Here is a 25,538-nt window from a genome sequence, read left to right on the forward strand (position 1 = left end):
TTTGACTGATCTGCCTACCTCTCCCCGTTCTGAATCCCAAGCCCTGCACGTGGACGTTGCCATTGTGGGCGGCGGCCCTGCCGGACTCATGGCTGCCCAGGTGCTGTGCGATGCCGGTGTGACCGTGCACCTGTTCGACGCCATGCCCTCGGTGGGCCGCAAGTTTTTGCTGGCCGGCAAGGGTGGCCTGAACCTCACCCACTCCGAAGGCGCCGACACGTTCGCCGGCCGCTATGGCGAACGGCGCAGCGCCATTGAGACCTTGCTAGCCGGACTGGATTCCACCTCGCTGCGTGAATGGGCCCATGGCTTGGGCGTGGAAACCTTTGTGGGCAGTTCGGGCCGGGTGTTTCCCAAGGACATGAAGGCGGCGCCCTTGTTGCGCGCCTGGTTGCACCGCTTGCGCCACCCCGCAGCAGGCGGCGGGGTGCAGTTCCACATGCGCCATCGCTGGACAGGTTGGGCGCAGGGCGCATCCGCCGAGCCGGGCCAACAAGCGCTGGTGTTCGACACGCCTACCGGTCCGGTAGTGGTGCAAGCCCGCGCCGTGGTGCTGGCGCTGGGTGGCGGCAGTTGGGCGCGCCTGGGGTCGAACGGCGCCTGGGTGCCTTTGCTGGCAGCCCGTGGCGTAGCCGTGGCACCTTTGGTGCCGGCCAATTGCGGTTTCGATGTGCAGGGCGGGTGGACACCGTTTTTCAGCGGAAAGTTTGCCGGTCAACCCTTCAAGTCGGTGGCACTCAGCTTTACCAATTCGCAGGGCGTGGTGTTCTCGCGCAAGGGCGAGTTTGTGGCCACGCAGGGCGGTGTGGAAGGCAGCTTGATTTACGCGGCATCGGCCTTGCTGCGCGACGACATCGTGCGCCATGGCAGCGCTACTTTCCATTTGGATTTGTTGCCTGACATGCCCGCCGAGAAGGTACTGGCCGAAGTGCGCCACCCGCGCGGTAGCCGCAGCCTGTCCAGCCACCTCAAGAGCCGCTTGCATCTGGACGGCATCAAAAGCGCCATTCTTTACGAGTGCCTGGGCAAAGAGGCGGTAAACGATCCCGACAAGCTGGCCGCAGCCATCAAGGCACTACCCGTCACGCTGCAGGCGGCACGCCCGATTGACGAGGCCATCAGCAGTGCGGGGGGGGTGTTGTTTGAGGTGCTGACGCCTCAGCTCATGCTGGAGCAGGTGCCCGGTGTGTTTTGCGCCGGCGAAATGCTGGACTGGGAAGCTCCTACCGGCGGCTACCTGTTGCAAGCCTGTTTTGCCAGTGGCAAGCAGGCGGGGCAGGGTGCGTTGGACTATCTGCGTTCTTGATCAAAGCGCCTTGCGGCGCCCGTCGAATCTGCGCAGGACGCTCCTGAATCGATAGTACTCCGGCCTTTCAGGCCGGCAACGCACTGCTGGTCAAGCCGGCGAGTCGCGGCGCTGCGGCACGCACGCAGTTGCGTCCACCATGCTTGGCTTCATAGAGGGCCTTGTCCGCATCGCCTACAAACTGGGACGGTGTGAATTGCATGTCCGGTATGGCGCTGGCCACACCGATGCTGGCGGTGAAGCGCAAGGTGCGACCTTCAAACACCACTTCCAAGCCGGCAATATCCGCCCGGAATTCGTCCGCCAGATCCAGGGCATCGCCCAGCGTGCTGTTGATCAACAGCACGGCAAATTCCTCGCCACCGTAGCGGGCCAGCAGATCACCGGCGCGCTGCACTTTTTGCCGCATGTAGTCTGCCAAGGTCCTCAGGCAGGCGTCCCCTGCGGGGTGGCCGTAGGTGTCGTTGATGGCCTTGAAATGGTCAATGTCCAGCAGCAACAAGGCCAGAGGTTGCTTGAGCCGGCTCGCGCGCTTGTGCTCGGTGACCAGGGACTGGTCGAAGAAAGCGCGGTTGCCGACCTGGGTCAAACTATCGGTCATGGACAAACGCTGTAACTGATCATTGGCCAGCCGGAGTTGATCCATGGCGGCATGGAGTTCGTTGGTGCGGGCTTGGACACGATTTTCCAGCTCGCGATTGGCATCTGCGGTCGCCTGCAGCATGGCCTGTTGCGAAGCTCGCGCTTTTTTGGCGTGGGCCAGCGCCACGGCCTGGGCGTTGATGCGCAAGCTGCGGTCGGTGTTGATCCGGTCGGCGAGGGTGAAGGACAGAAGCACGACCAGGGACAAAATGCCGATTTGCGATGCGTTGTCCACCCAAAAATTCGCAGGCAACCAGCCGAACTTGCTCGCGGTTAGCACGCTGACTCCGACGAACACCGCAGTCCAGGAGAGGCAATAGAACCGTGCAAAGCGTGCACCCAACCACCAGCGCCAATACCCGATCGACAAGGCAGCGCACGACACCACCAGAATGAAGGCTGAGGTGGCCCGGATGATCCACACATAGGGCAGCACAAACGAGCCGAGCATCAGCCCGGCACTGACCAGCGCCATGCCCTGCATGACCCGATGGGCAGGCGGCGAAAACCGGTACAACTTGAGGAAGTTGTCAGCAAACAGGCTGGCAGACAGGCAGGCCCATGCGATGGAGAAGGGTACAGCCACGCTGTTCCAGCGGATGGCCTCCGGCCAGGCGAGCGCAAAGGCATAGCCATTCAAGGTGGCCCAGAACATCAGGTAACTTGCGACGAAGCTGATGTAGTAAATGTAGTTCGCGTCCCGGGTGGAGAGGTACACAAACAGGTTGTAAACAATCATCACCAGCAGCATGCCGAACACGGCACCAGCCAGCAGGTTTTCTTTGGAAGCAGCCTCATAAAAGGCAGCAGGCTGCCAGAGTCGCAAAGGAGCTTCCACGGTGCCGGTGGAGGCGATCCGCAGTACGACTTGATTGCGCCCGGGTTCCAGATTCAGGGGCATGACAAAGTTCTGGTGCTGCATCACCCTTTGGACAAACGGTTGCTCGTCGCCCAGCGAATAGCGGGTGATGATGCGGCCATCCACGAAGTGGAACAAGCGCACGTCGTCCAGAAAAGGGCGGGGGAGTTCGATGAAACGCGTCACCGGCTTGCCGGTCTGGTTGTCGAGCGCGAAGCGGAACCAGTAAGCGTTGTTGGTAAAGCCGAAGTTGGGGCTGGTGCGGGCTACTGGCATCCAAGGCTGGCCATCGGCCATGGCCTGGTTAACTTGCAGTTGACGTGTGTCGTCCTGCAGATAAGCGATGCGGGCACCGATGTCGGTGTGCGCGACATTCTCGGAATTGATGGCGATAACGGGGAACGTGGCAGACGCGCTACTACCTTGGGCGCCTGCAGACCCACTCAGTACAAGACACAGGGCCAGCGCCCAACGCATGAAACCCAGAACCATAACGAAGTGGCGCACTGAGAGGGGGAAGTTGTTAGTTGACGAGCCTGACCCCGGCACTGGCTCCACAGTTAGGGCTGCTTGGTTCCCCACCTGACCCGGTTGGCCGCTTCACCATGCGGGAAGGCCCGTCAACGCCTATTGTACCCCTGACTAGCCCGTAGAATCCCCGCATGTCCTATCTCGTGCTCGCCCGCAAGTACCGCCCCCGCAATTTCACTGAAATGGTGGGGCAGGACCACGTGGTGCAAGCCTTGACCAACGCACTTACGACCCAGCGCCTGCACCATGCTTATTTGTTCACTGGTACGCGCGGCGTAGGCAAGACCACCGTTTCGCGCATTCTGGCCAAGTCGCTGAACTGCCAGGGCGTGGACGGGCAAGGTGGCATTACGGCGACGCCCTGTGGCGTGTGCCAGGCCTGTACCGATATTGATAGCGGACGCTTTGTGGATTACACCGAGCTCGATGCCGCGTCCAACCGGGGCGTGGATGAAGTGCAGGCCTTGCTCGAGCAGGCCGTTTACAAGCCGGTGCAGGGACGCTTCAAGGTCTTCATGATCGACGAGGTGCACATGCTCACCAACACCGCCTTCAACGCCATGTTGAAGACGCTGGAAGAGCCACCCGAGTACCTGAAATTTGTACTCGCCACCACCGATCCGCAGAAAGTGCCTGTGACTGTGCTGTCGCGCTGCTTGCAGTTCAACCTGCGGCCCATGGCGCCGGAAACCATCCGCGAGCACCTGACCAAAGTGTTGGACGTGGAGCAAGTGAGCGCCGAAGCCCAAGCCCTACGCTTGCTGGCCCGTGCCGCCCGCGGCTCCATGCGCGATGCCCTGAGCCTGACCGACCAGGCGATAGCCTTTGGCTCCGGCCAGTTGCAAGAAGCCACCGTGCGTCAGATGTTGGGTAGTGTGGATCGCTCGTATGTATTCCGGCTGATTGAGGCGCTCGCCGCAGGCGATGGCAAAACGGTGGTCGACACCGCTGAGACCTTGCGCCTCAATGGCTTGAGTGCTGCCTCCACGCTGGAGGAAATGTCCACCGTGCTGCAGCGCATGGCCGTGGCACAAGCAGTAGGGCAGGGCGCATTGGATGAGGGTGACCCCGAAGCGGTGGATACCGCCCGCCTGGCTGCTGCCATGTCTGCTGATGAAACCCAGTTGCTGTACAGCATCTGCCTGCATGGCCGCGCAGACCTGGGCCTGGCGCCGGATGAATACGCGGCACTCACCATGGTGTTGCTGCGCCTATTGGCATTCAAGCCCTCGGCTGAAAAAAAAACTCTAGCGATTCCTGAGCGACAGCGTGTCGCGGCACCTGTTGAGGGTTCCGCCGCTTCCTCGAGCCTGGTTGCGCAGGGTTCTACTGCATCAGGTACGCCCGCAACGCCCTCTTTCCCCGCGGAATCGGCATATTCCGCGCCTGCAAAATCAGCCAATCAGCCTGTTGCGCCTGCGGCACCCAAAGCGGTTCAACCCTGGGAAGACACCCCGGTGGCTCCACCTGCGAGCGCGCCTCCCGCCCCTGCAGCTGCCGCGCCGCAAAACTTCCCGCCCGTGGTGCCACCAGGCCAGGTCTTGGCGGTGCGCGAAAGCGGTCCGGTGCATGTGCCTGAAGGTGCGGAGGAAGATGACGTCATGGTGGCGGATGACCCGGTAGACGATGCGTTTGAGGCGCCCTGGGTCGACGACATAGATGAAGACTACGAATCCAATGTGCCGCTGGCGCCCATTGCTTCTGCGCCGCCAGCTACTAAAATCGTAGCAATTCCGGTGCAGGAGTTGCAGGAAAGTGCCCTCGATGAACCCTTGTCGGCTACCGGCTTTGAGCCCACCGAGGAAGGTGACTTCTGGCACCAGACGGTCTCGCAACTGATTGAGACGGAAGCCATTACGGCCATGGTGCGCGTGCTGGCCTTGCAGTCTCAACTGATCGCGCGGGATACCGACCAGTGGCTGTTGCGTCTGGAGCGCGAATCCCTGAATCAGCCCAGCACCCGCGAACGCCTGACCAATGCCTTGCATGCTGCAGGGTATCCGGTGCAGCTTGCTATCGAAGTCGGGCGGGTGATCGACAGCCCGGCACGACGCAACGCCGCCGCTTCGGCAGAAAAACAGCAGGCTGCGGAGCGGATAATTCTGGAAGCCCCTTTTGTTCAAGCCATGATGCGGGACTTCGGCGCGAAAATCGTGCCCGGATCCATCAAGCCCCTGTGACGGGCGATCACCTTTTTCTTTTCTCTCACCTCTCTTAAGGAAGACCATGTTCAACAAAGGACAACTCGCGGGCCTCATGAAGCAAGCCCAGGCCATGCAGGACAACATGAAGAAAGCCCAGGACGAGTTGGGCAACATCGAAGTCACCGGTGAGTCCGGTGCCGGTCTGGTCAAGGTCACCATGACCTGCAAGCACGATGTCAAGCGCGTAGCCATCGACCCCAGCCTGCTGGCCGATGACAAAGACATGCTCGAAGACCTGGTGGCAGCTGCCTTCAACGCCGCAGTGCGCAAAGCGGAAGAAACATCGGCTGAAAAAATGGGCAAGATCACCGCTGGCATGCCGGGTCTGCCCGGTGGCATGAAGTTCCCGTTCTGAACACGGCCCACAGCCATTTGCCATGTCTGACACCAACGCGCTCGACACGCTGATCCAGGCCCTGCGGGGCCTGCCGGGCGTGGGTGTCAAGTCGGCACAGCGCATGGCATTTCATTTGCTGCAGCACGACCGGCCCGCGGCGCAGTTTCTGTCCCGCGCGCTCCAGCAGGCGGCAGACACTGTGCACCACTGTGAGCGTTGCCACACCTTTACGCAGGATGCGGTGTGCTCCACCTGCCTGGATGAACGGCGTGATCGCAGCCAGCTCTGCGTGGTGGAAACGCCTGCCGACCAGAGTGCCATGGAGCGCACCGGGGCTTACAAGGGCTTGTACTTTGTGCTGATGGGCAAACTCAGTCCCTTGGACGGGGTGGGACCGAACGACCTTGGCTTCAAGAAGCTCTTTGACCGCGCGTGTGATGGTGTGGTGCAAGAAGTCATCCTGGCGACCAACTTCACAGCCGAGGGTGAGGCCACGGCGTATGTCATTGCCGAAGGACTCAAGGCACGGGGCTTGCGTCCGACCCGACTGGCGCGTGGCGTGCCGGTGGGCAGTGAGCTGGAGTATGTGGACCTTGGCACCATTGCCCATGCGCTGGTCGACCGCCGTTAGGTGTTTTCTGATTACTTTTTACTGAAAGACAGTTTGTTCATGCAATACGCCCATTTCACCGTCGCTTATTGGTGTGTCCTGATTGCGGCGATATTGCCGATCGTGTGTGCCGGTATCGCGAAGTCCGGCCGAATTGGCGTGCCGCGCAAGCAAGGGGGTTACGACAACGTGAATCCCCGCGAATGGCTGGCCCGTCAGACGGACTGGCGTGCCCGCGCCAATGGTGCGCAGGCCAACAGCTTCGAAGCGTTGCCGTTCTTCATCGGTGCGGTAATCATTGCGCACCAGCTGGGCGCCCCACAAGCGCGTCTGGACGTGCTGGCTTTCCTGTTCATTGTCCTGCGCCTGCTGTACATCATGATGTATGTCTCCGGCATGGCCAACGTCCGCTCAGCGGTTTGGTTTGCAGGTTTTCTGGCAAACGTGGCCATTTTGTTGGTGGGCTACCGTTAACCGGCACTGATGGCAAAAGAAAAAAAAGGGCGCTGTGCGCCCTTTTTTTATTTCTCTTTCTTTTTGCTCTCTTTGGAGTGCTTCTCAGTTTTTCCAGAGGCCGCGGATTTACTGCCGGATTTACTCGTTTTACCTTCGGCTTTGGTACCACCGGACTTGCTTTTGGCTTGACTGTCCTTTGAGGCTCTGCCTTTGGCCGTGCTGGCAGACTTTGCTGCCCCGCCAGTCTTCGGGCTTGACGATGCTACGACTTTGGCGTGTGCCGGGAGAAAAAGCACTACGCTCTGCCCGGGCTTGAATCCGGCAGAGGTGCTGACTTTGTTCCACTCCGCCACGTTGGCGGCCGTAGTCTTGTACTTGCGGGCGATGCTGGCGACCGTCTCGCCACGTCCAGCTTTCACCGTGCTGCGCTTGAGCACCACTTCAGGCGCCAAGGAGAGCTGGCTGTTGTCTGCCACTTTCTCGGTAACGTCCGGCATGTGGTTACTGCGGGGAACCAACAATGTCGAACCAGCGCGCACAACCACGCGAGGAGGGATGTTGTTCATGCTGCGCAAGTCCGCTTCGCTCATCCCTACCTTTTTGGCGACCTCAGCCGGTCGCATGGTGGTAGGTACCACCCAGGCAGTCCAGCTGGCCAAACGACCGCTATAGCTCTCGAGGTTGGACTGGAATACCTCTGCGTTGTCCCAAGGCAGCAAAATTTGCGGCGTGCCGGCGGCCAGGATCACGGGCCGGTTGAGGGACGGATTTAGCGCCTTGAAATCGTCCAAGCCCACTTCGGCCAGTTTGGCGGCCAGAGCCACGTCTATATCGCGCCGGATCGTGACGCTTTGGAAGTAGGGGTGGTTTTCAATCAGCGGCAGCTTCGAGCTGTACTTGCCCGGGTTGGACACGATGTTTTTCACGGCTTGCAGCTTGGGCACGTAAAAACGCGTCTCCATCGGCATGTTCAAGTCGTTGTAGCTGGTGGGGAGTCCCGCCTTGGAGTTCTTGGCAATTGCGCGAGACACACTTCCCTCGCCCCAGTTGTAAGCCGCGAGTGCGAGATGCCAGTCTCCGAACATTCTGTAAAGCTTTTGCAGGTAGTCGAGGGCCGCGCGCGTGGAGGCCAGCACATCGCGTCGATCGTCCCTGAATGTGTTTTGTTTGAGTTCGAAATACTTGCCGGTAGCAGGCATGAACTGCCACATGCCCGCTGCCTTGGCACTGGAGACTGCCTGCGGGTTGAACGCACTTTCAATGAAGGGCAGCAGGGCCAGTTCGGTGGGCATGTTGCGGACTTCCAGTTCCTCAACAATGTGGAATAGGTACTTTTTGGACCGCTCGGTCATCCGGAAAATGTAGTCCGGGCGAGAGGAGTACCACTGTTCGCGGTCCCGCACCAGATCGTTTTCCAAATCATTCATGGCGTAACCACGCCGTATGCGCTCCCACAAATCAGCAGGGGGCGCAATGGCCGCCACATTGCGGGAGCCTTGGGCCATTTCAATGGCTGTCAGTGGCACGGATTCCCCGCGCGCTGTGGTGGCTGACGGTGGCACAGGTTTGGGCCGCGCTATTTCACGGCTTGGGCGCAAGTTCAAACTGTCGGCGTCGCTGACCGCAGGCTTGGCAGCCGTAGTGTTGGGACTGGTGGTGGCGACTCCGGGCGGTGTGTTCTCTGCCGGCATCGGGGAGTTCATGGTCCCCGCACATCCGGTCAACAGCACCAGCAAACCTGCGGTGGCAATGTGAAATAGATTCATTGAAAGGTGTTTTTCCATTGGCGCAGGGTGGCAAACACGCCTGCGGCTGCAACACCTGCCGCGTCGTGCGACTGAACTGCGTCAGCCACACTGCTCAGGTGAGTGCGTAAAAAAGGATTGATATTGCGCTCCAACAACATGTTGGAAGGAAGGGTTGGTGTGCTGTTGGCGCGCAGGGAGCGGCAATGCATGTCGTAATCCGCCAGCGCTTGATTGCCGGGTTCCACGGCAAGTGCGAATTTCAAATTGCTCAGGGTGTATTCGTGGGTGCAGCACACGCGGGTGTCGTCCGGAAGGCTCGACAATTTGTGGAGAGAGTCCAACATCTGGGCAGGTGTTCCCTCAAAAAGCCGTCCGCACCCCGCACTGAACAGGGTGTCTCCACAAAACAGCAGGGGTTTGGCGGCTGCTGGCGCTGCAAAAAAAGCGATATGTCCTGCAGTGTGTCCGGGCACATCGATCACAGTGAAATCCCAGCCCAAGGCATGTACCCGATCGCCCTCCATCAAGCGAGTGATCGGCTCTGGCATTTTTTCATGAGCCGGACCATACACCGACGCTCCAGTGGCTTCGCGCAAATTTGGCACGCCCCCTGTGTGATCGCCATGGTGGTGCGTGACTAAAATGGTGTGCAGTGTCAGGGACTCGCGTTCCAGGGCTTCAAGCACCGGTTGCGCCTCCCCGGGATCGACCACCAGAGCTTCTTGCCCGTTGTGCAACATCCATATGTAGTTGTCAGTCAATGCGGGCAGTGGTAGTAACGTCATGAGCGACCAAATTATAGGTTTGCAGGAATGGTTCCAATCCCCCGCAGGTGCTTACCTGCTGGAATGGGAGCAGGCCCAACTGGATGAAGCGGTAGCCGACCTGTTCGGCTACCACGCTCTTCAGTTGGGGGTGCCTGAACTGCAGGCCCTGCGCACCAATCGCATGCCGCACCGGTGGTTCACCATTCAGGAGCCCGCAGAGCAGGCCGGCAAGCAATGTGCTGTCGTGGATTTCTACACGGACTTTACCGCCTTGCCTTTCCCTGCGAACAGCATGGACTTGCTGGTGCTGCCCCATGCGTTGGAATTTAGCCCCGATCCGCATGCGGCGCTGCGCGAGGTTGAGCGGGTGTTGGTACCCGAGGGTAAGGTAGTGATCTGCGGATTGAACCCCGCCAGTTTATGGGGTTGGCGACAACGGCGCAGCCGCTGGTACCAGCGCTTGGGGTGGGGGCGGGTGTTCTTGCCGGGCTGGGGCGACCTGATTGGCTATTGGCGGTTGAGGGATTGGCTGCGATTACTGAGCTTTGAGGTGGAAGCCGGGCGCTTCGGTTGCTACCGGCCTGCCGTTGACTCCCCGGAATGGTTGCGCCGCTTTTCGTGGCTGGACCGGATAGGGGGGCGGTGGTGGCCCATTTTTGGCGCAGCATATTTTGTGGTCGCCACCAAGCGCGTCCGAGGCATGCGATTGCTGGGCGGTGCCTGGAAAGCAGCAGCCAAACGCAGCACAGCCGCAGTCCCTGTGACTCAACAGACTCACAAGACCCGGAACGAAAACTAAATAAGGACAGTGTGTGACAGAAGTGTTGACAAAAGTGGTGGTGTACACCGACGGTGCTTGCAAAGGTAACCCCGGACCCGGTGGATGGGGCGTGTTGTTGCGCTCTGCCGATGGCACAGAAAAAGAGCTATTCGGAGGTGAACTGGGGACCACCAACAACCGGATGGAAATGATGGCGGTAATAGAGGCCTTGTCTGCATTGAAACGGCCGTGCCAGATCACCTTGCACATAGACAGTCAGTACGTGCTCAAAGGCATCACTGAGTGGCTGCAAGGATGGAAGGCCAAGGGCTGGAAGACGGCCTCCAAACAGCCTGTCAAAAATGTGGACTTGTGGCAGCGTCTCGACGCCTTGGTCAGCGGTGCCGGCCACACCATCGATTGGCGCTGGGTGAAAGGTCATGCGGGTGACCCCGGCAATGAACGGGCCGACGGGTTGGCTAATCGCGGCGTGGAGCTGGCATTGCGTCAACGCGCCTGAGTGCTGCCCGGCGGCACATCACCCGCCGATGTAGCTCATTTCCACCCGTTTTGGGCCGGCGCTGTTGTCGTTTGAGCCGGATCCCCGCAAAGCGGAATAACGGTCCGAGCGGGCCCCCCAGATGCTGGCGATGGCCTCTTGAAGTTGCTCGGGTGACGCACCGCTACGTACCAAAGACCGGAGGTCGTGTCCCCGGCCTGCAAACAGGCACAAATAAAGCTGCCCCTCAGTGGATAGCCGCGCCCGATTGCAGTCGCCACAAAATGCCTGCGTCACACTGCTGATCAGTCCGATTTCACCCGCTGAACGGTCATGCATGCCGTTGGTATCTGCATAGCCCCAACGTTGGGCGGTTTCTCCGGGCTGGGAGCTTGGCAGAGGTATCAGCGGCAGGTGATCGCGCAGTCGTTTCAGCACGTCCTGAGATGGCAGCACTTCATCCATACGCCAGCCGTTGGTCGCCCCGACATCCATGTATTCGATGTAGCGCAAGGCCACACCACTGCCACGGAAATGGCGTGCCATGGGCAAGATTTCCTGCTCATTGGTGCCGCGTTTGACCACCATGTTGACTTTGATGGGCCCCAGCCCTGCGGAGTGGGCAGCTTCGATGCCGTTCAATACATCGGCGACCGGGAAGTCCACATCATTCATGGCTTTGAAAATGCGGTCATCCAGTCCATCAAGACTGACCGTGACCCGTTGCAAACCCGCATCTTTGAGAGAGCGGGCTTTCTTTGCCAAAAGGGATCCGTTGGTCGTAAGGGTCAGGTCCAGGGCATGGCCCTCTGGCGTTGTGATGGCCGCGAGCTGCTCGATCAAGGTCTCGATGTTTTTGCGCAGCAGTGGCTCACCACCGGTCAGACGGATTTTTTGTACGCCCAGCGCGACAAACTGCTTTGCCAAGGTCGTGATTTCCTCAAAGCTCAGCAGGGCGCTGTGCGGAAGATAGGGGTAGTCCTTATGGAACACCTCTTTGGGCATGCAGTAGCTGCAGCGGAAGTTGCAGCGGTCCGTGACGCTGATACGCAAATCGCGCAGGGGGCGCCCCAATGTGTCACTGACTGAACCGAGCATTCCGGGGTGGGGCATGCCGGTGGCCGCTGTGGCGGGTACAGGAATGCCTGATGAGCGTTCATCGATCAAAGGAAAAACACGTGGATTGCGGCTGGCCATGCAGATTTATCAATGTTGTGTGCTGTGAGGCCCGCAGACAGGGCAAAATCAGCTTGCAAAATAATAGCAATCGTCGTTGGGTTGAACTCCCATGAAACAATTACCGTTCGCCATATTACTGACATTGCTATCTCCCTGGGTTGCGGCCCAGCAGGCGGAGCCTGCTTCGCTCTCAGAGAAAGACTTTCTGGACGAAATGCCGGTTGTTCTGTCGGTGTCCCGGCTTGCTCAGCCTGTCGATGAGGCTCCCGGTGCTGTTACGGTGCTGGACCGTGCGTTCATCCGGATGACCGGAGCACGTGATGTCGCGGACTTGCTCCGATTGGTGCCGGGCTTTCAGACCACCACATCCTTCGAGACGGATGCACCCATGGCGAGCTACCACGGCCGCAATGATGATTGGGCCAACCGTATTCAAGTGCTGGTAGACGGGCGTTCGGTGTATTCCGGCCACCTTCAAGGGTCGGCAGGACTGGGACTCCAAACGCTTGCTATTGACGATATCGAGCGCATAGAAGTGCTGCGGGGTTCCAATTCGGCTTCTTACGGAGCGCGGGCGTTCCTCGGTGTGATCAACATCGTGTCCAGAGATGTGCGCGAAACGGCAGGTGGCCGGGCCAGGCTCACTGGCGGAGATGGCGGCGTCGCCGACGCCTATGCTGGGCTGGGCTGGGGAGATCAGGACAACGCATATCGCCTGAGCATAGACAGCCGTGGCGATATGGGCTTGCGCGGGGCCTACGGGGTGAATCGGGTCTCGCGATTGAACTTCTCGGGTGCCATCAGTCTGGCTCCTGCGTCCTCATTGGAAATTCGGGCCGGCAGTTTGGGAATTGATGCAGGACGGGGTGAGGCAACGTCTCCCGGAAATGTGTCACGTAGCCGATTCCTGGGCTCGCAGTTCGTTCAAGCAGACCTGCAACTCCCTTTGGCTGCGGACCAGGACCTGCAAGTTAGTTTTTCACAAACGGAAAATACCCATAGAGACCGTTTCCCCTATTACGACAGCCAGGCACCTGCCAGTTACCAAGGTGTGCCCGTGGACTTCAGCGCTTTTGAAGTCAACCAGGCGATGACGCTGCAACACACCGCCCGATGGAACCCGTCTTTGCGCACGGTGTGGGGCCTGGAGTTGCGCAAAGAAGTGATTGACTCGCCATCCAGCTTCGATATGCGTGGATCCGTGACCAGCAATTTCCAGCGACTGTTTGGAAATGCAGAGTGGCGTATCCAGCCGACCTTGTTGCTCAATAGTGGTGTCATGCTGGAGCAAAGTGAGTTGGGCGGGGGCTCTGCATCACCAAGGGTCATGTTGAATTGGCATGTGACCCCGGGTCACACCTTGCGCGCGGGGGTCTCGACAGCCTTTCGTCCTCCTAGCGCCTATGAGAAGTATGCGGCCGTGCGTTACTACGACGCGAGTCACACGCTTTTGCAAACCACCGTGTTAAGCAGCGGAAACCTGGTGCCCGAGAAGATTGCGACCCGGGAGTTGGGCTACAACTTGAGCGTGCCCGCTTATGGCCTCGCGGGTGATGTGAGGCTGTTCGACGAGCGGATATCCGATGGCATTGAACGACCCGCCAAAGCCAATGACTCTGATCCGGACGACTACCTCAATATTGATAACTACCGCATTTCGGGCGCTGAACACCAGCTCCAATGGCGGCCTAGTTCCTCTGCACTGGTGTTCTTTACCCAGACGTGGACCAACGTAGAGGGGGCTGAGCGCTTCCGCGTGACACACAGCGCAGCCCGCTATGCCATGTCGATCAGCGGCCAGCTCACAACTTCGGGCGGGTACGTCTGGTCGGCGATGCACGCGCAGTCTGAAGATATAGCGCTGATGTCAGACAAAGAGAAACTCTACAGCGTCGCCCGCACGGATGTGCGTGTTTCCAAACCCTTTCTGCTCGGGCGCCACAAGGCGGAGGTTTCGCTGACACTCCAAAACTTGGACAAACCTTATCGTGATGGCGATTGGAAATTCATGTTTGACCGCCGCGCGTTTGTCACTTTGCAGGTAGAGCAATAGTGCCCATGCGCCGCATACTTCTGCAAATCATGTACACGCTGCTCGCGTGTTGCATGGGCGTGGGGTTTGCGGGCGCCACAGAGTTGGTCGTAGTTAGCGGTGACAGAAGTCCGGGCTACTCGGAGGCAGCGCAGACCATTGCAGCAGACTGGTTGCGACCTGGCGTTGATAAATCGGAAGCTCAGATTTTGTTTCTGACAGATGCGTCCGCTCTTGATGCACCTTCGCTGTCCGCCGCCAAAATCATTGTCACATTGGGTAGCGAGGCACTCCAGAAGGTACTCGCCAAGGATCTTCGTGTTCCTGTGATTGCGGCCTTGATTCCAAAGGCGGGGTTTGAGCGGATTGTCAGGGAACAAGCCAAAAGGCCATCCACGCCTGTGGTTGCGTTGTATCTGGAACAACCGTTCCCGCGTCAGGTCGAGTTGCTGAAACTGGCACTGCCGGATGCGAAAAAGGTGGGTGTGTTGTGGGGTGCGGAGTCCGGCATGCAAGCGGGCAGTTTGCTCGCCGGCCTTCAAGCGCGTGGAATGGAACTGGTGAGCGGCTACGTGGGCGGTACCAACAATCTTTTTTCAGGTCTGAAAGCAGTGTTGGACGACACGGATGTGTTGTTGGCCGTGCCAGATCCGCAGGTCTACAACGGTTCAAGCATTTCGAATGTGTTGCTGGCCACCTACCGTGCCCGGGTCCCCGTCGTGGCATTCTCACCCGCTTATGTAAGAGCGGGGGCGCTGCTCTCTTTGCACAGCACGCCCAAGCAGATCGGTCAGCAAGCTGTACAGATGGCCCGGGCGCTTCAGCAGGGTAGTGGTGCTGTCAGTTCTCAATACCCCTCAGACTACACCATTGTGCTCAATGACCATGTGGCGCGCTCACTGGGTTTGAATCTGGATGAGCAATCGCTCACAGAGCGTCTGCGTCGGTGGGAGAAGCGACCATGACCTTCCGAGGTATCCGGTTCCGCATGCTTCTGGCCGCACTCGCGCCGGTGTTTCTGGTTGTGGTGTCCTTGATGGCAGTGTTCTGGTCGACGCGGGTCTCCGATCTGGATGAAGCCCACATCATGCGTGCCAAACTGATTGCTCACCAGATTGCCATGTCCAGCGAGTACGGACTTTTTTCCGGCAACGTGGCAAGCCTGCAGGCGATTTCGGCAGGCTTGCAGAACGAGGCGGATGTGCGTTCCATCGCCATTTTTGACGCCAATGGACAGCTTTTGGCCAAAACCGGAAAGAGCCGGTATGGCGAGCTGTCAGAAGCAGTAGGGGCGAATTACATCGCCCTGCAAAAAACACTGGGTGTAGACGTGATTTGGGAGAGTGTCTCCAGCAGCAATGTCTCACTGGACGACTTTTTCAGCCCTAGAACGGCAGCCCGTGGGAGCTCCGTTCTCGGGTACGTGGTTCTTGAAGTGTCGCGCGAGCGTCTCGATACCCGCGGTCGGGAAACGCTGCTCGTAGCAGTGGTCATCGGGATGGCGGGTCTGCTTCTGGGCGGTTTGTTGGCCTTGCGACTGGGCGAAGGGGTGATCGGGCCGGTGATGCGGGTATCCCGCACGATCGAACGCATTGGTGAAGGTGACTTGTCGCCAAGTTCAGAAGCCTTGCCATCGGACCCATTGTTTGACCTGCAGATCCGGCTGAATCAGATGGCACAGCGCTTGGCCTGGGGGCGTGAGGAGTTGGAGTACCGGGTAGAGGCAGCAACCCGGGAACTGCGCCTGAAGAAAGAAGAGGCGGAGACTGCCACTTTGGCCAAGTCCCGTTTTCTTGCCGCTGCCAGCCACGATTTGCGGCAACCAACGCACGCATTGGGCATGTTTGTGGCGCGCTTGGGCCAGTTGCGTCTGGATGCGGAAACCCGCCAGGTGGTGGGTAGCCTGGAGGCCTCTGTTCAATCCATGCAGGACTTGTTGGACGGGCTGCTGGATGTCTCCCGTCTGGACGCTGGCGCGGTGCAGGTGCAACGGGTCGCTGCACCGGTGGAGGACATTCTTCAAGGGCTTCGCAAAGCTTTGCTACCTTTGGCCGAAGGCAAGGGTTTGCGCCTGAGGGTTCGGGCCTCCGGCGAGTGGTTTTTGAGTGACCCTGTGCTCTTGCAGCGCATGCTCATGAATCTTGCCAACAATGCCATCCGCTACACAGAACGGGGTACCGTTTTGATTACCTGTCGTGTGATCGAGGGCGGAGCCCAACTGCGTTTCGATGTGTCAGACAGTGGCATTGGCATTTCGCCCGAGCACCAGCGTGAAATCTTCCGCGAGTTCTATCAGGTGGGGAACTCCGGGCGGGACCGCACGCAAGGGCTTGGCTTGGGGCTGAACATCGTGGAGCGGACTGCCAAGCTGTTAGGCCATACCGTGTCCTTGCGGTCCGATCTCGGCTGTGGCACCCGCTTCTCCATTCGCGTTCCGCGCGCCTTGCCACGTGCAATTCCGGTGACGTCCAACCCTTTGTCGGAGCCTGCAGGTTTCGGCGAATTGGAAGGGATGCGCATCCTGATCGTGGAAGATGATGGCTTTGCGCTGGAGGCATTGCAGGAGCTTCTGCGCTCCTGGGGCTGTGTGGTGAATGCGGCGGCCGGTGTACAGCAGGCCCTGGATTTTGTGAATGCTTACCCCGCGCCAGATCTTGTTCTCACGGATTTCCGTCTCGGTGAAGACCGCAACGGCATGGATGTCATCGCCATGGTCAGGTCTCATGCCCGGCGGGATATACCAGCCTGCCTGATGAGTGGTGACACGGATGCGGAGCTGATTCAATCTGCCAAAGCCGCCGGCTTGACGCTTTTGCACAAGCCTGTGAGGCCCGCAAAATTGCGTAGCCTCTTGCGGCGCTTGGCGATTAACAGCGCCCCGGAAACTCAGGAAAAATCCTAGGCGGCGGTAGCGGGGCGGTAGCCGCTGCGGGCGGCGGCCACGACAGCCTGTGTGCGGTTTTGTACGTCAAAGTGGCGCAAGATGGCTGCCACATGGGTCTTCACCGTTTCTTCCGACACGTTGAGCGTGGTGCCTATTTCCTTGTTGGAACGTCCGTCGAGCAATTCACGGAGGACCAATTCCTGGCGCTGGGTCAACGGGGCCTTGTCGGTTGCCGCTTCCAGGGCTCAGAAATCGGAGCGTCCTTCCAGCTCACGGGGTGAGTACACATCACCGTTGAGCACCAGCCGCACTGCATGCAAGAGCTCATCACTCAGGGTGGATTTCGTGACAAAACCGGAAGCGCCGTTCTGTAACACCTGACGCATGATCTGCGTGTTGGCAGATCCGGACAACATGACGATCGGCAGCTCGGGATGGCGCTGGCCGAAGATATCGAGCGCGGCAAGGCCCGTCATGTCCGGCAAGTGATAGTCCAGCAACACCAGATCCAGATCGGGGTGGTCTGCAGCTTGGTCGAACGCCTGCGCGCAGGTCCCTGCCTGCAACACCGTCACATCTTCATCCAGTCCCTTCAGGACTTGATGCAAACCTTCACGCACCAATGCGTGGTCGTCAATCACAAGAATTTTCACGTCAGTCTCTTTGTAGACGCCGAGTTAGCGAATGTGTTGCATGTTATCGCAAGGCAGATGTCTTTACACGTCCAACAAAAAGGCCCGCAGCGCTTGGCATGCGGGCCCTGTCTGGCTGGTGACAGCGCGAATCAACCGCCGTGGATCTTCATCATGAGTGGCACGATCAGCAAGGCCACGATGTTGATGATCTTGATCAGCGGGTTGACGGCTGGACCCGCGGTGTCCTTGTAGGGGTCGCCCACCGTGTCACCGGTTACGGCGGCCTTGTGCGTCTCGGAGCCCTTGCCGCCGTGGTGCCCGTCTTCGATGTATTTCTTGGCGTTGTCCCAAGCGCCACCGCCGGTGCACATGGAGATGGCCACAAACAAGCCGGTCACGATGGTTCCCATGAGCAAGCCACCCAACGCAGCCGGGCCGAGCGCCAACCCGACCACGATAGGCACCACTACGGGCAGCAGGCTGGGGATCATCATTTCCTTGATCGCGGCGGTGGTCAGCATGTCGACTGCGGTGTCGTACTCCGGCTTGCCGCTGCCGTCCATGATGCCCTTGATCTCCTTGAATTGGCGGCGCACTTCAACCACCACAGAACCTGCGGCACGACCCACGGCCTCCATGGCCATGGCGCCGAACAGGTAGGGGATCAGCCCGCCGATGAACAAGCCGATGATGACCATCGGATCGCTCAAGTCGAAACTGATGTGCTTGCCGTAAGCATCAAGCTTGTGGGTGTAGTCCGCAAACAGCACCAGGGCGGCCAGGCCGGCGGAGCCTATGGCATAGCCTTTGGTGACCGCTTTGGTGGTGTTGCCTACGGCGTCCAAGGGGTCGGTTATGTCCCGCACGCTGGCAGGCAATTCGCTCATCTCGGCAATACCACCTGCGTTGTCGGTGATGGGGCCGTAGGCGTCCAGTGCCACCACGATACCGGCCATGCTGAGCATGGACGTTGCTGCAATCGCAATGCCATACAAGCCGGCCAGTGCATAGGCGGTGTAAATGGCCATACACACAAAGATCACCGGCCAGGCGGTGGAGCGCATGGAAACACCTAAACCCGCAATGATGTTGGTGCCGTGCCCCGTGGTCGATGCCTGGGCGATGTGCTGAACAGGCGCGTACTGGGTGCCCGTGTAGTACTCGGTGATCCAGACCAGTGCTGCGGTGAGCACCAGGCCTACGGCGCAGGCGCCGAACAGTTTGCCTGCAGCTCCGGTGCCGCCCAAGGCGTTGTCGACAATCATCGATTGCGTCACAAAATAGAACGCAATCAGGGACAGCACACCGGCTACCGCCAACCCCTTGTACAGCGCGGGCATCACGTTTTTCATGCCGGGCGATGCCTTCACGAAAAAGCAGCCGATGATGGACGCCACGATAGAAACAGCCCCCAAAGCCAGCGGATATAAAACGGCGTTGGCGCCCGCCCCACTTGCGAGAAGTGCTCCTAAAACCATAGTGGCGATCAGCGTGACTGCATAGGTCTCGAACAGGTCAGCAGCCATGCCGGCGCAGTCACCCACGTTATCGCCTACGTTGTCGGCAATCACGGCGGGGTTGCGCGGATCGTCTTCCGGAATTCCGGCTTCCACTTTGCCTACGAGGTCCGCGCCTACGTCCGCACCTTTGGTGAAGATGCCGCCGCCCAAGCGCGCGAAGATGGAAATGAGGGACGAGCCGAAGGCAAACCCGATCAGCGGGTTGAGTTTGGCCGCAGTAACGGCGCCGTCCGGCACCAGAAACCAATAAAAGCCCGTCACACCCAGCAGGCCCAGGCCGACCACCAGCATGCCGGTGATGGCGCCGCCGCGGAATGCAACGTCCAAGGCGGGGCCAATGCCCTTGGTGGCAGCCTGCGCCGTGCGCACATTGGCACGCACCGACACATTCATGCCGATGAAGCCGCAGGCGCCGGAGAGCACCGCGCCCAGCACAAAGCCCACCGCAGAGAGACTGTCCAAAAAGATACCGATCAGGATGGTGAGCACCACGCCGACGATGGCAATGGTTTTGTATTGCCTTGCCAAGTAGGCTGCGGCGCCGGTTTGAATGGCCGCCGCAATTTCTTGCATGCGTGCGTTGCCTGCGTCCTGGGAAAGAATCCAGCTGCGTGCCCAAAAGCCGTAAGCCACGGCAATCAACCCACAGCCAAGCGCCAGAAATAGCGCTGTGTTGCCCGTCATAGAAATACTCCTCTATGGTTGTTTCGCAAAGATGGGAGCAACGCCAGCGTTGTCCCCGCTGCGTTGCTTCCTCAGTGCTCCAACCCTGCATGGCAGAGGGAGGTGATTGGCCAACACAATCAATGTAGCGTGCTTTGTCGGCCAAGCGGTGAATTCGAAAGTGCCAAGTCAGTAAAATCAGGGTTAATCCGTACGTTTCCTGTTTCAACTCAAACAAAGAGAGATTGCATGTCCCTAGACAATGTCACCCCTGGCAACAAAGTGCCTGAATCGTTCAACGTCATCATCGAGATCTCGATGAACGGCGACCCCATCAAGTACGAAGTGGACAAGGCCTCCGGCTGCATCTTTGTGGACCGTTTCATGAATACGGCCATGCACTACCCCACCAACTACGGCTACGTGCCCAAGACCATCGCTGGTGACGGCGACCCGGTGGACGTGTTGGTGATCACCCCCGTGCCCTTGCCACCCGGCGTGGTGGTTCCTTGCCGTGCCATCGGTATCTTGAAGATGGAAGACGAAGGCGGCCTGGACGGCAAAGTGCTGGCGGTGCCTACTGACAAGATCCTGCCCCTGTATTCCCGTTGGAAGACGCTGGATGACCTGAACCCCGTGCGTCTGAAGGCCATCGAGCACTTCTTTGAGCACTACAAAGATCTGGACACCGGCAAATGGGTCAAGGTCCAAGGTTGGGGCGGTGTGGACGAAGCCCACAAGGAAATTCTGGACGGCATCGCAGCCTACAACCAGCAGTAAGCGGCACTGACCTGAAACACGACATTCAGCGTGTTTCAGGCCTCTAGCGCCTGTCCAGTGTGCGCGAGCAGCTATCAAAAAAATAGCGTCCCGGGGAAATCCCGGGACGCTATTTTTTCGTCTGAACTCCGCACGGTTCAGCGTTGCGGGTCAGGAAAAAGCAGGCGCGCCAGTGAGCTACCGGGCTGAAATGCTTGCCATTTACCCTCCGCCTGCGCAAGCCGGTCTGCCACCACCCACCATGCGCTGGGGTTCAGCCCCAGGCCGATATGGCTGGCAAACACTTCCACGTTTTCGGTATGAGGCTGCTTGCGGCTTTTGGCCTGCAGACTTGCTTGCCAAGCCACGACACCGTCGCTGCGTGAATACACCGAGGTGGTAGGCACAGGGGGCGCGCCAGCCAAGTCAAACTGCTCAATCGCGTCTGTGATCTTGTGTCCGGCAGTGAGTTCATAGAGCTTCCAGGCATTGGTGCTGGTGTGGGAGCCGCCAAAGGGCGTTCCCAACGTAATCACCGCGCGTACCTGGTCCGGCAACTCTTTGGCCAATTCGCGGGCGTAGATTCCGCCCAGGCTCCAGCCGACCAGGCTGACTTTTCGGCCGGTACTTTGCGCGAGCTCCAGGATTTGCTGGCGCGCAGTCTCCAAAACGCCAGCGCGCGGGCCGAAGTTGTAGCCCTGGTTCCAGCCGGACACGTCATAGCCCAGGTTCTTCAGGTAGGCCCGCAGAGGCAAGGTGGATCCGTCACTGGCCGTCAGGCCGGGGAAAACCAGCACGGGGTGGCCGTCGCCGGCGGGGGCCTTGGACAACACCGGCCAGCTGGGCAGCACCGACCAAAGCTCCCACGGCGCGCGCAACTCGAGCGCAATCAAGTGCCAGCCGGGTGCAGCAGGGTGGGGTGTGGGTTCTGACAAAGGGGCTTTGCTTGCCATGGCTTGTTGTGTCTCCTGCAGCCCTGATGATTCAGGGGGCTTTTGCTTTCCAAGAAGTTAGCAGCATTCCGGGCCATGGGCACGGATACCCGCGCGCTTTAGGTGCGGCTCCTCAGGCGCGACGCGGGGGCGGATTCAAGGTGTATTTCCGCCTTTGCATTATTCCGGAGCCGGTGTATCATGAATCGATAAAAATGTTAAAAAACATTTAAATTGATTTTTGAGGTACGCCGATGGAAACCGCCCACACTTCTTCGTTGTTCGACAAATCGCACGAATCATCATCCGCTTTATCGTCCGGCGCCGATTCCGGCCAGTATTTGAGCTTGCGGCTCGGCAGTGAGGAATATGCGATCGATATCCTGCGTGTGCAGGAAATCCGGTCTTACGAGGTGCCCACCAAGATGGTCAACTCGCCGAGTTTTGTGAAGGGTGTTATCAACCTGCGCGGCGTCATCGTGCCGATTGTGGATTTGCGACTCAAGCTCAATCTGGCCAAGGTGGATTACAACGACTTCACCGTGGTCATCATCCTGAACATCCGTGGCATGGTGGTCGGCGCGGTGGTGGACGGTGTATCGGACGTGGTCACGCTGAATGCCCAAGCCATCAAACCTGCACCGCAATTTGAATCCGCATTGGAGTCCCGGTTTATCGTGGGGCTGGCGACCTTGGGCGAGCGCATGCTGATCGTGATGAACATGGACGCTCTGATGAGTAATTCCGAGATGGGCATGATGACCGCGACCCTGTAAGGTCAGGCAATGCACGCTTCTTGCGTGCAGTTGCGCAGGCCAAAACAGTAGTTAACTTTTGTTGGAGTAGACGATGCCATTCTCTTTTTTGAGTTCCTTGCGCGGCAAGATTGTGGGCCTGGTCGGCTTGCTCGTGCTGGTTGGGCTTGCGGGCTTGTCTACGACCAATGTTTACACGGCCCGCTCGCATGCATTGGAGTCGCTCGACAACCAGACTCGCGCTCTGGCCCATTCGCATGCCACCGGTGTGGCGGAGTGGATTGCCAGTCGGCATCAGGTGGTCAAGGCCTTCGGCTTTGCTGTCAATGAAGCAGATCCACTGAAGTTTCTGGAAGAAGCCAAAGTGGCGGGCGATGTCGACTCGGCCTACATCGGTTATGCCGACAAGCGCACGGCCTTCTCCGAAAAGCAAAATCTGCCACCGGATTACGACCCGACGGCACGCCCTTGGTACCAGTTGGCCGCTGCATCACAAGGCCCGGCGCTGACGCCTCCTTATGTAGATGCCGGTTCCAAAAAATTGGTAATCACCTTCTCTGCTGCCATCCGCGAGGGTGGGGCAGTCAAGGCGGTGACAGCGGTTGATGTGTTTATGGACGGTGTAGTGCGGAATGTGGCCTCTATCCGGCCGACGCCGGGCACCTACGGTTTCATCGTCGATAAAGCCGGCAAGATCATGGTGCACGAGGATATGGCCTTGGTGCTCAAGCCGGTCACCGATATTGCGCCTGATCTTGGAGGCAACGGACTGGAGGCCTTGAGCAAGGCAGAGGCAGTTCGGGACATCCAAATCTCCGGTGAAAGCCGCTTGGCCTACGCCACGCCCATTGCCGGGACCGACTGGTTTCTGGTGATCGCGCTCAAGCGCCAGGAAGCCATGGGCGGCATTACCGCCATGGTGTGGTCCTCAGCTGTGGGCAGTCTGGCGATTGCCGTGGTCGCGGTCTTGCTGATCGGTGCCGTCCTGACCAAGGTGCTGGCGCGCCTGGTGGTGCTCAAAGATGCCATGCAGGACATCGGTTCCGGCCAGGGCGACCTGACTCGCCGTATTGAAACGTCCGGCAATGACGAGTTGGCTGCAATCGCTACCGGCTTCAACCAGTTTGTAGAGAAGACCCAGGGTGTGCTCAAGCAAGTGCGCTCCAGCGCCGACGCAGTAGCCACCGCCAGCGCCGAAATCGCCCAAGGTAACAACGACCTCTCCGCCCGCACCGAACAACAAGCCAGCGCGCTGGAAGAAACCGCAGCCTCGATGGAAGAGCTCGGCTCCACCGTCAAACAAAACGCTGACTCCGCCCGTCAAGCCAATCAACTGGCCATGAATGCCTCTACCGTGGCTATTCAAGGCGGAGAAGTCGTGGGCCAGGTCGTGGAGACCATGAAAGGCATCAACGAATCCAGCCGCAAGATTGCAGACATCATCAGCGTCATTGACGGCATTGCCTTCCAGACCAACATCCTTGCTTTGAATGCAGCGGTAGAAGCAGCACGTGCCGGGGAACAAGGCCGGGGCTTTGCAGTCGTAGCCTCTGAAGTCCGCTCATTGGCAGGACGGTCTGCCGAAGCTGCCAAAGAAATCAAGACCCTGATCAACGCCAGCGTAGAGCGGGTAGAGCAAGGAAGCAGCCTGGTAGACAAAGCCGGTGAAACCATGACCGAAGTGGTGAGCAGCATCCGCCGGGTGACAGACATCATGGGAGAAATCAGCGCAGCCAGCTCAGAACAGAGTGCAGGTGTCTCTCAAGTTGGAGAAGCAGTCACCCAGATGGACCAGGCTACGCAACAGAACGCCGCCTTGGTGGAAGAGATGGCAGCGGCTGCCAGCAGCTTGAAGAGTCAGGCCAATGATCTGGTGCAGGTGGTGGCGGTATTCAAACTGGGCAACGAAAGCCACGGCGGTTATTCCAGCAGCAGCCCGTCCAGCGGTGGTAGTCACGCATTGGCAAGCCCTATGCCCAAAGCAGCAGTGCGGTCCAACCCGCCCCAAAAGCTGAACTTTGCTGGGCCCGAGCGTAGGGCCGCGGCCGCCGCAAGTTCTTCCAAAACTCCCCCCAAGCCAGCCGCCAAACCAGCAGCCTCACCGGCCAAAGCACCGCCGGTGCTGACTGCTCAGGCCATCTCGCCCCCCAAGACCAGCAGCCGCGTCACGCCTGCGGGCGGGGATGATGATTGGGAGACTTTTTAAGCCGGCTTCTTGAGCGGCGTACGCTGCTCCAGGTGCTCCAAGTAGTTCTGGATACCTTCGCCTTCACGCTCCAGAAAGCGCTGCACCGCATCCGCAAACGCAGGGTGCTGCAGCCAGTGGGCACTGCTGGTTTTGGCGGGGAGCAGGGCGCGGGCCATCTTGTGTTCGCCCTGGGCGCCGCCCTCAAAGCGCCGGTAGCCATTCGCAATACACCATTGCAATGGCTGGTAGTAGCAAGCCTCGAAGTGCAGGCAGTCCACCTGCTCCACGGCGCCCCAATAGCGGCCGTACGCAACCCGGTCTTCTGTATCAAATAGGCCTGTAGCGCCGGTGGAACGTGCGCCAACAGCTATCAAACTGCTAGCAATGGGCTTGCCTTCGCGCTCCGCCACAAACAGCAGCCAATGTTCGGGCATGCTTGCGGCCATGCGCCGGAAGAAGTCGGGCGTCAGGTAGGGCGGGTTGCCGTGCTCGCGGTAGGTCTGGGCATAGCAGCGGTAGAAGAAATCCCAATCTGCAGCGCTGATGTCTGCGCCTTGGCTGTGGCGGAACGTGACCCCAGCCTCAGCCACCTTGCGACGCTCCTGCTTGATTTTCTTGCGCTTCTCCTGGTTCATGGACTGCAGGAAATGGTCAAAGTCCGCATAGCCAGGCATGCTGTTGTGCCAGTGAAACTGCACGGTGTGCCGTGCCATCCATGCGGCATCCTTAGCAGTCTGCATGTTTGTATCGGCGGCAAACAGCATGTGGGCCGATGACACGTTCACCGATTCGCACCACGCCTGCACCGCCTGCAGCAGCGCTGCGCGGGCCTGTGCATCCACCGCCAGCAGACGGGCGCCGGGCACGGGGGTGAAAGGTACGGCAATCACGGCCTTGGGGTAGTACTCCAGGCCGTGCTGCTGGTAGGCGCTAGCCCAGGCCCAGTCGAACACGTATTCGCCATACGAATGGTCTTTCAGGTAGACCACACAGGCGGCGCAAAGGGAGTCGTCCCGGTGCAGGGTGATGAAGTGGGCGCTCCAGCCGGTCGCGGCCGTGGCGCTGCCGCTCTCAGCCATGGCGGCCAAGTAAGCGTGGCGCATGAAAGGGGTTGGGTGGGCTTGTATGGCCAGCAGCGCATCCCATGTGCGGGAATCCACCTCAGAGGGTGCGTTTGACACCCGGATGACATAATCAGCGCTACCCATTTAGCGCCCCCGGCGCGACAGCCACACGGCGACTGCAAACGCCCTCAGGCTGTGAACTTCGATC

General features: G+C 59.4%; 23 protein-coding genes and 1 other RNA gene. 14 read left to right on the forward strand and 10 right to left on the reverse strand.

Features of this window, described 5'->3' with window-relative positions:
• The first annotated feature begins 1 nt into the window (after position 1).
• Positions 2–1,306 carry a TIGR03862 family flavoprotein gene (locus ACOAP0_RS17480; protein ID WP_498377464.1) on the forward strand — a complete coding sequence of 435 codons (1,305 nt, stop codon included), beginning with the start codon at positions 2–4 and terminating at the stop codon, positions 1,304–1,306.
• 67 nt (positions 1,307–1,373) lie between these two features.
• Here the strand turns inward: ACOAP0_RS17480 and ACOAP0_RS17485 are convergent, their stop codons facing one another.
• Complete coding sequence (locus ACOAP0_RS17485; protein WP_498377465.1) at positions 1,374–3,314, reverse strand: sensor domain-containing diguanylate cyclase; 1,941 nt, start codon at positions 3,312–3,314, stop codon at positions 1,374–1,376.
• A gap of 19 nt (positions 3,315–3,333) precedes the next feature.
• Positions 3,334–3,429: signal recognition particle sRNA small type (ffs, locus tag ACOAP0_RS17490), an RNA gene on the reverse strand.
• A gap of 40 nt (positions 3,430–3,469) precedes the next feature.
• Here ffs and dnaX point away from each other — a divergent pair.
• From dnaX to ACOAP0_RS17510, 4 genes are read left to right on the forward strand one after another with little or no spacing between them, the layout of a single operon-like run.
• Positions 3,470–5,518, forward strand: a complete 2,049-nt coding sequence (gene dnaX, locus ACOAP0_RS17495) for a DNA polymerase III subunit gamma/tau (protein WP_498377466.1) — start codon at positions 3,470–3,472, stop codon at positions 5,516–5,518.
• Positions 5,519–5,564: 46 nt separating this feature from the next.
• On the forward strand, positions 5,565–5,897 hold the full coding sequence (locus ACOAP0_RS17500) for a YbaB/EbfC family nucleoid-associated protein (protein WP_087497087.1): 333 nt from the start codon (positions 5,565–5,567) through the stop codon (positions 5,895–5,897).
• 22 nt (positions 5,898–5,919) lie between these two features.
• Positions 5,920–6,510, forward strand: coding sequence for a recombination mediator RecR (gene recR / locus ACOAP0_RS17505; RefSeq protein ID WP_313866210.1), 591 nt, complete (start codon positions 5,920–5,922; stop codon positions 6,508–6,510).
• A gap of 39 nt (positions 6,511–6,549) precedes the next feature.
• A complete protein-coding gene (locus ACOAP0_RS17510) occupies positions 6,550–6,963 on the forward strand; it encodes an MAPEG family protein (protein WP_087497457.1) in 414 nt (137 codons plus the stop codon).
• A gap of 47 nt (positions 6,964–7,010) precedes the next feature.
• On the opposite strand, the gene ACOAP0_RS17515 is transcribed toward ACOAP0_RS17510, so the two are convergent.
• A complete protein-coding gene (locus tag ACOAP0_RS17515) occupies positions 7,011–8,507 on the reverse strand; it encodes a transglycosylase SLT domain-containing protein (RefSeq protein WP_498377803.1) in 1,497 nt (498 codons plus the stop codon).
• Between ACOAP0_RS17515 and ACOAP0_RS17520 the strand changes: the two genes are divergently transcribed.
• Positions 8,419–8,700 carry a hypothetical protein gene (locus tag ACOAP0_RS17520; RefSeq protein WP_498377814.1) on the forward strand — a complete coding sequence of 94 codons (282 nt, stop codon included), beginning with the start codon at positions 8,419–8,421 and terminating at the stop codon, positions 8,698–8,700. The two genes, ACOAP0_RS17515 and ACOAP0_RS17520, sit on opposite strands and share 89 nt — an antisense overlap.
• Before the next feature lie 7 nt (positions 8,701–8,707).
• On the opposite strand, the gene gloB is transcribed toward ACOAP0_RS17520, so the two are convergent.
• Positions 8,708–9,478 (reverse strand): hydroxyacylglutathione hydrolase, encoded by a 771-nt coding sequence (gloB, locus tag ACOAP0_RS17525; protein WP_498377467.1) that lies wholly within the window; start codon positions 9,476–9,478, stop codon positions 8,708–8,710.
• On the opposite strand from gloB, the gene ACOAP0_RS17530 reads away from it, so the two are divergent.
• Together ACOAP0_RS17530 and rnhA are read left to right on the forward strand one after the other, a co-directional pair.
• A complete protein-coding gene (locus ACOAP0_RS17530) occupies positions 9,477–10,259 on the forward strand; it encodes a class I SAM-dependent methyltransferase (protein WP_498377468.1) in 783 nt (260 codons plus the stop codon). The genes gloB and ACOAP0_RS17530 overlap by 2 nt on opposite strands.
• A gap of 25 nt (positions 10,260–10,284) precedes the next feature.
• The gene (gene rnhA, locus ACOAP0_RS17535) at positions 10,285–10,740 is read left to right on the forward strand and encodes a ribonuclease HI (protein ID WP_087497459.1); all 456 of its coding nucleotides are present in this window, start codon (positions 10,285–10,287) and stop codon (positions 10,738–10,740) included.
• Between the two features lie 18 nt (positions 10,741–10,758).
• On the opposite strand, the gene moaA is transcribed toward rnhA, so the two are convergent.
• Positions 10,759–11,916, reverse strand: a complete 1,158-nt coding sequence (gene moaA / locus ACOAP0_RS17540; protein WP_498377469.1) for a GTP 3',8-cyclase MoaA — start codon at positions 11,914–11,916, stop codon at positions 10,759–10,761.
• 91 nt (positions 11,917–12,007) lie between these two features.
• Here moaA and ACOAP0_RS17545 point away from each other — a divergent pair, with 91 nt between their 5' ends.
• The 3 genes from ACOAP0_RS17545 to ACOAP0_RS17555 are packed head-to-tail and all read left to right on the forward strand — an operon-like array spanning position 12,008 to position 16,832.
• Positions 12,008–13,951 carry a TonB-dependent receptor plug domain-containing protein gene (locus ACOAP0_RS17545; protein ID WP_498377470.1) on the forward strand — a complete coding sequence of 648 codons (1,944 nt, stop codon included), beginning with the start codon at positions 12,008–12,010 and terminating at the stop codon, positions 13,949–13,951.
• 5 nt (positions 13,952–13,956) lie between these two features.
• On the forward strand, positions 13,957–14,895 hold the full coding sequence (locus ACOAP0_RS17550) for an ABC transporter substrate-binding protein (RefSeq protein ID WP_498377471.1): 939 nt from the start codon (positions 13,957–13,959) through the stop codon (positions 14,893–14,895).
• Complete coding sequence (locus tag ACOAP0_RS17555) at positions 14,892–16,832, forward strand: ATP-binding protein (protein ID WP_498377472.1); 1,941 nt, start codon at positions 14,892–14,894, stop codon at positions 16,830–16,832. Before ACOAP0_RS17550 ends, ACOAP0_RS17555 begins: the two co-directional genes overlap by 4 nt.
• Here ACOAP0_RS17555 and ACOAP0_RS17560 read toward each other — a convergent pair.
• From ACOAP0_RS17560 to ACOAP0_RS17570, 3 genes are all read right to left on the reverse strand, one after another.
• Positions 16,829–17,029, reverse strand: a complete 201-nt coding sequence (locus ACOAP0_RS17560; protein WP_498377473.1) for a response regulator transcription factor — start codon at positions 17,027–17,029, stop codon at positions 16,829–16,831. The two genes, ACOAP0_RS17555 and ACOAP0_RS17560, sit on opposite strands and share 4 nt — an antisense overlap.
• 30 nt (positions 17,030–17,059) lie before the next feature.
• Complete coding sequence (locus tag ACOAP0_RS17565) at positions 17,060–17,467, reverse strand: response regulator (RefSeq protein WP_498377474.1); 408 nt, start codon at positions 17,465–17,467, stop codon at positions 17,060–17,062.
• 131 nt (positions 17,468–17,598) lie between these two features.
• Positions 17,599–19,653 carry a sodium-translocating pyrophosphatase gene (locus tag ACOAP0_RS17570; protein WP_087493496.1) on the reverse strand — a complete coding sequence of 685 codons (2,055 nt, stop codon included), beginning with the start codon at positions 19,651–19,653 and terminating at the stop codon, positions 17,599–17,601.
• Between the two features lie 228 nt (positions 19,654–19,881).
• Between ACOAP0_RS17570 and ppa the strand changes: the two genes are divergently transcribed.
• Positions 19,882–20,412, forward strand: a complete 531-nt coding sequence (gene ppa, locus ACOAP0_RS17575; RefSeq protein ID WP_087493497.1) for an inorganic diphosphatase — start codon at positions 19,882–19,884, stop codon at positions 20,410–20,412.
• Positions 20,413–20,549: 137 nt separating this feature from the next.
• Here ppa and ACOAP0_RS17580 read toward each other — a convergent pair whose 3' ends face one another.
• Entirely contained in the window at positions 20,550–21,344 is a 795-nt protein-coding gene (locus tag ACOAP0_RS17580) for an esterase/lipase family protein (RefSeq protein WP_498377475.1), read from the reverse strand.
• 233 nt (positions 21,345–21,577) lie between these two features.
• On the opposite strand from ACOAP0_RS17580, the gene ACOAP0_RS17585 reads away from it, so the two are divergent.
• On the forward strand, positions 21,578–22,099 hold the full coding sequence (locus ACOAP0_RS17585; RefSeq protein ID WP_498377476.1) for a chemotaxis protein CheW: 522 nt from the start codon (positions 21,578–21,580) through the stop codon (positions 22,097–22,099).
• Between the two features lie 73 nt (positions 22,100–22,172).
• Positions 22,173–24,284, forward strand: a complete 2,112-nt coding sequence (locus ACOAP0_RS17590; RefSeq protein ID WP_498377477.1) for a methyl-accepting chemotaxis protein — start codon at positions 22,173–22,175, stop codon at positions 24,282–24,284.
• Here the strand turns inward: ACOAP0_RS17590 and ACOAP0_RS17595 are convergent.
• Positions 24,281–25,474 carry a GNAT family N-acetyltransferase gene (locus tag ACOAP0_RS17595; protein ID WP_498377478.1) on the reverse strand — a complete coding sequence of 398 codons (1,194 nt, stop codon included), beginning with the start codon at positions 25,472–25,474 and terminating at the stop codon, positions 24,281–24,283. The two genes, ACOAP0_RS17590 and ACOAP0_RS17595, sit on opposite strands and share 4 nt — an antisense overlap.
• Positions 25,475–25,538 lie beyond the last annotated feature (64 nt).

Source organism: Curvibacter sp. Hmag1.1 (assembly GCF_059769165.1).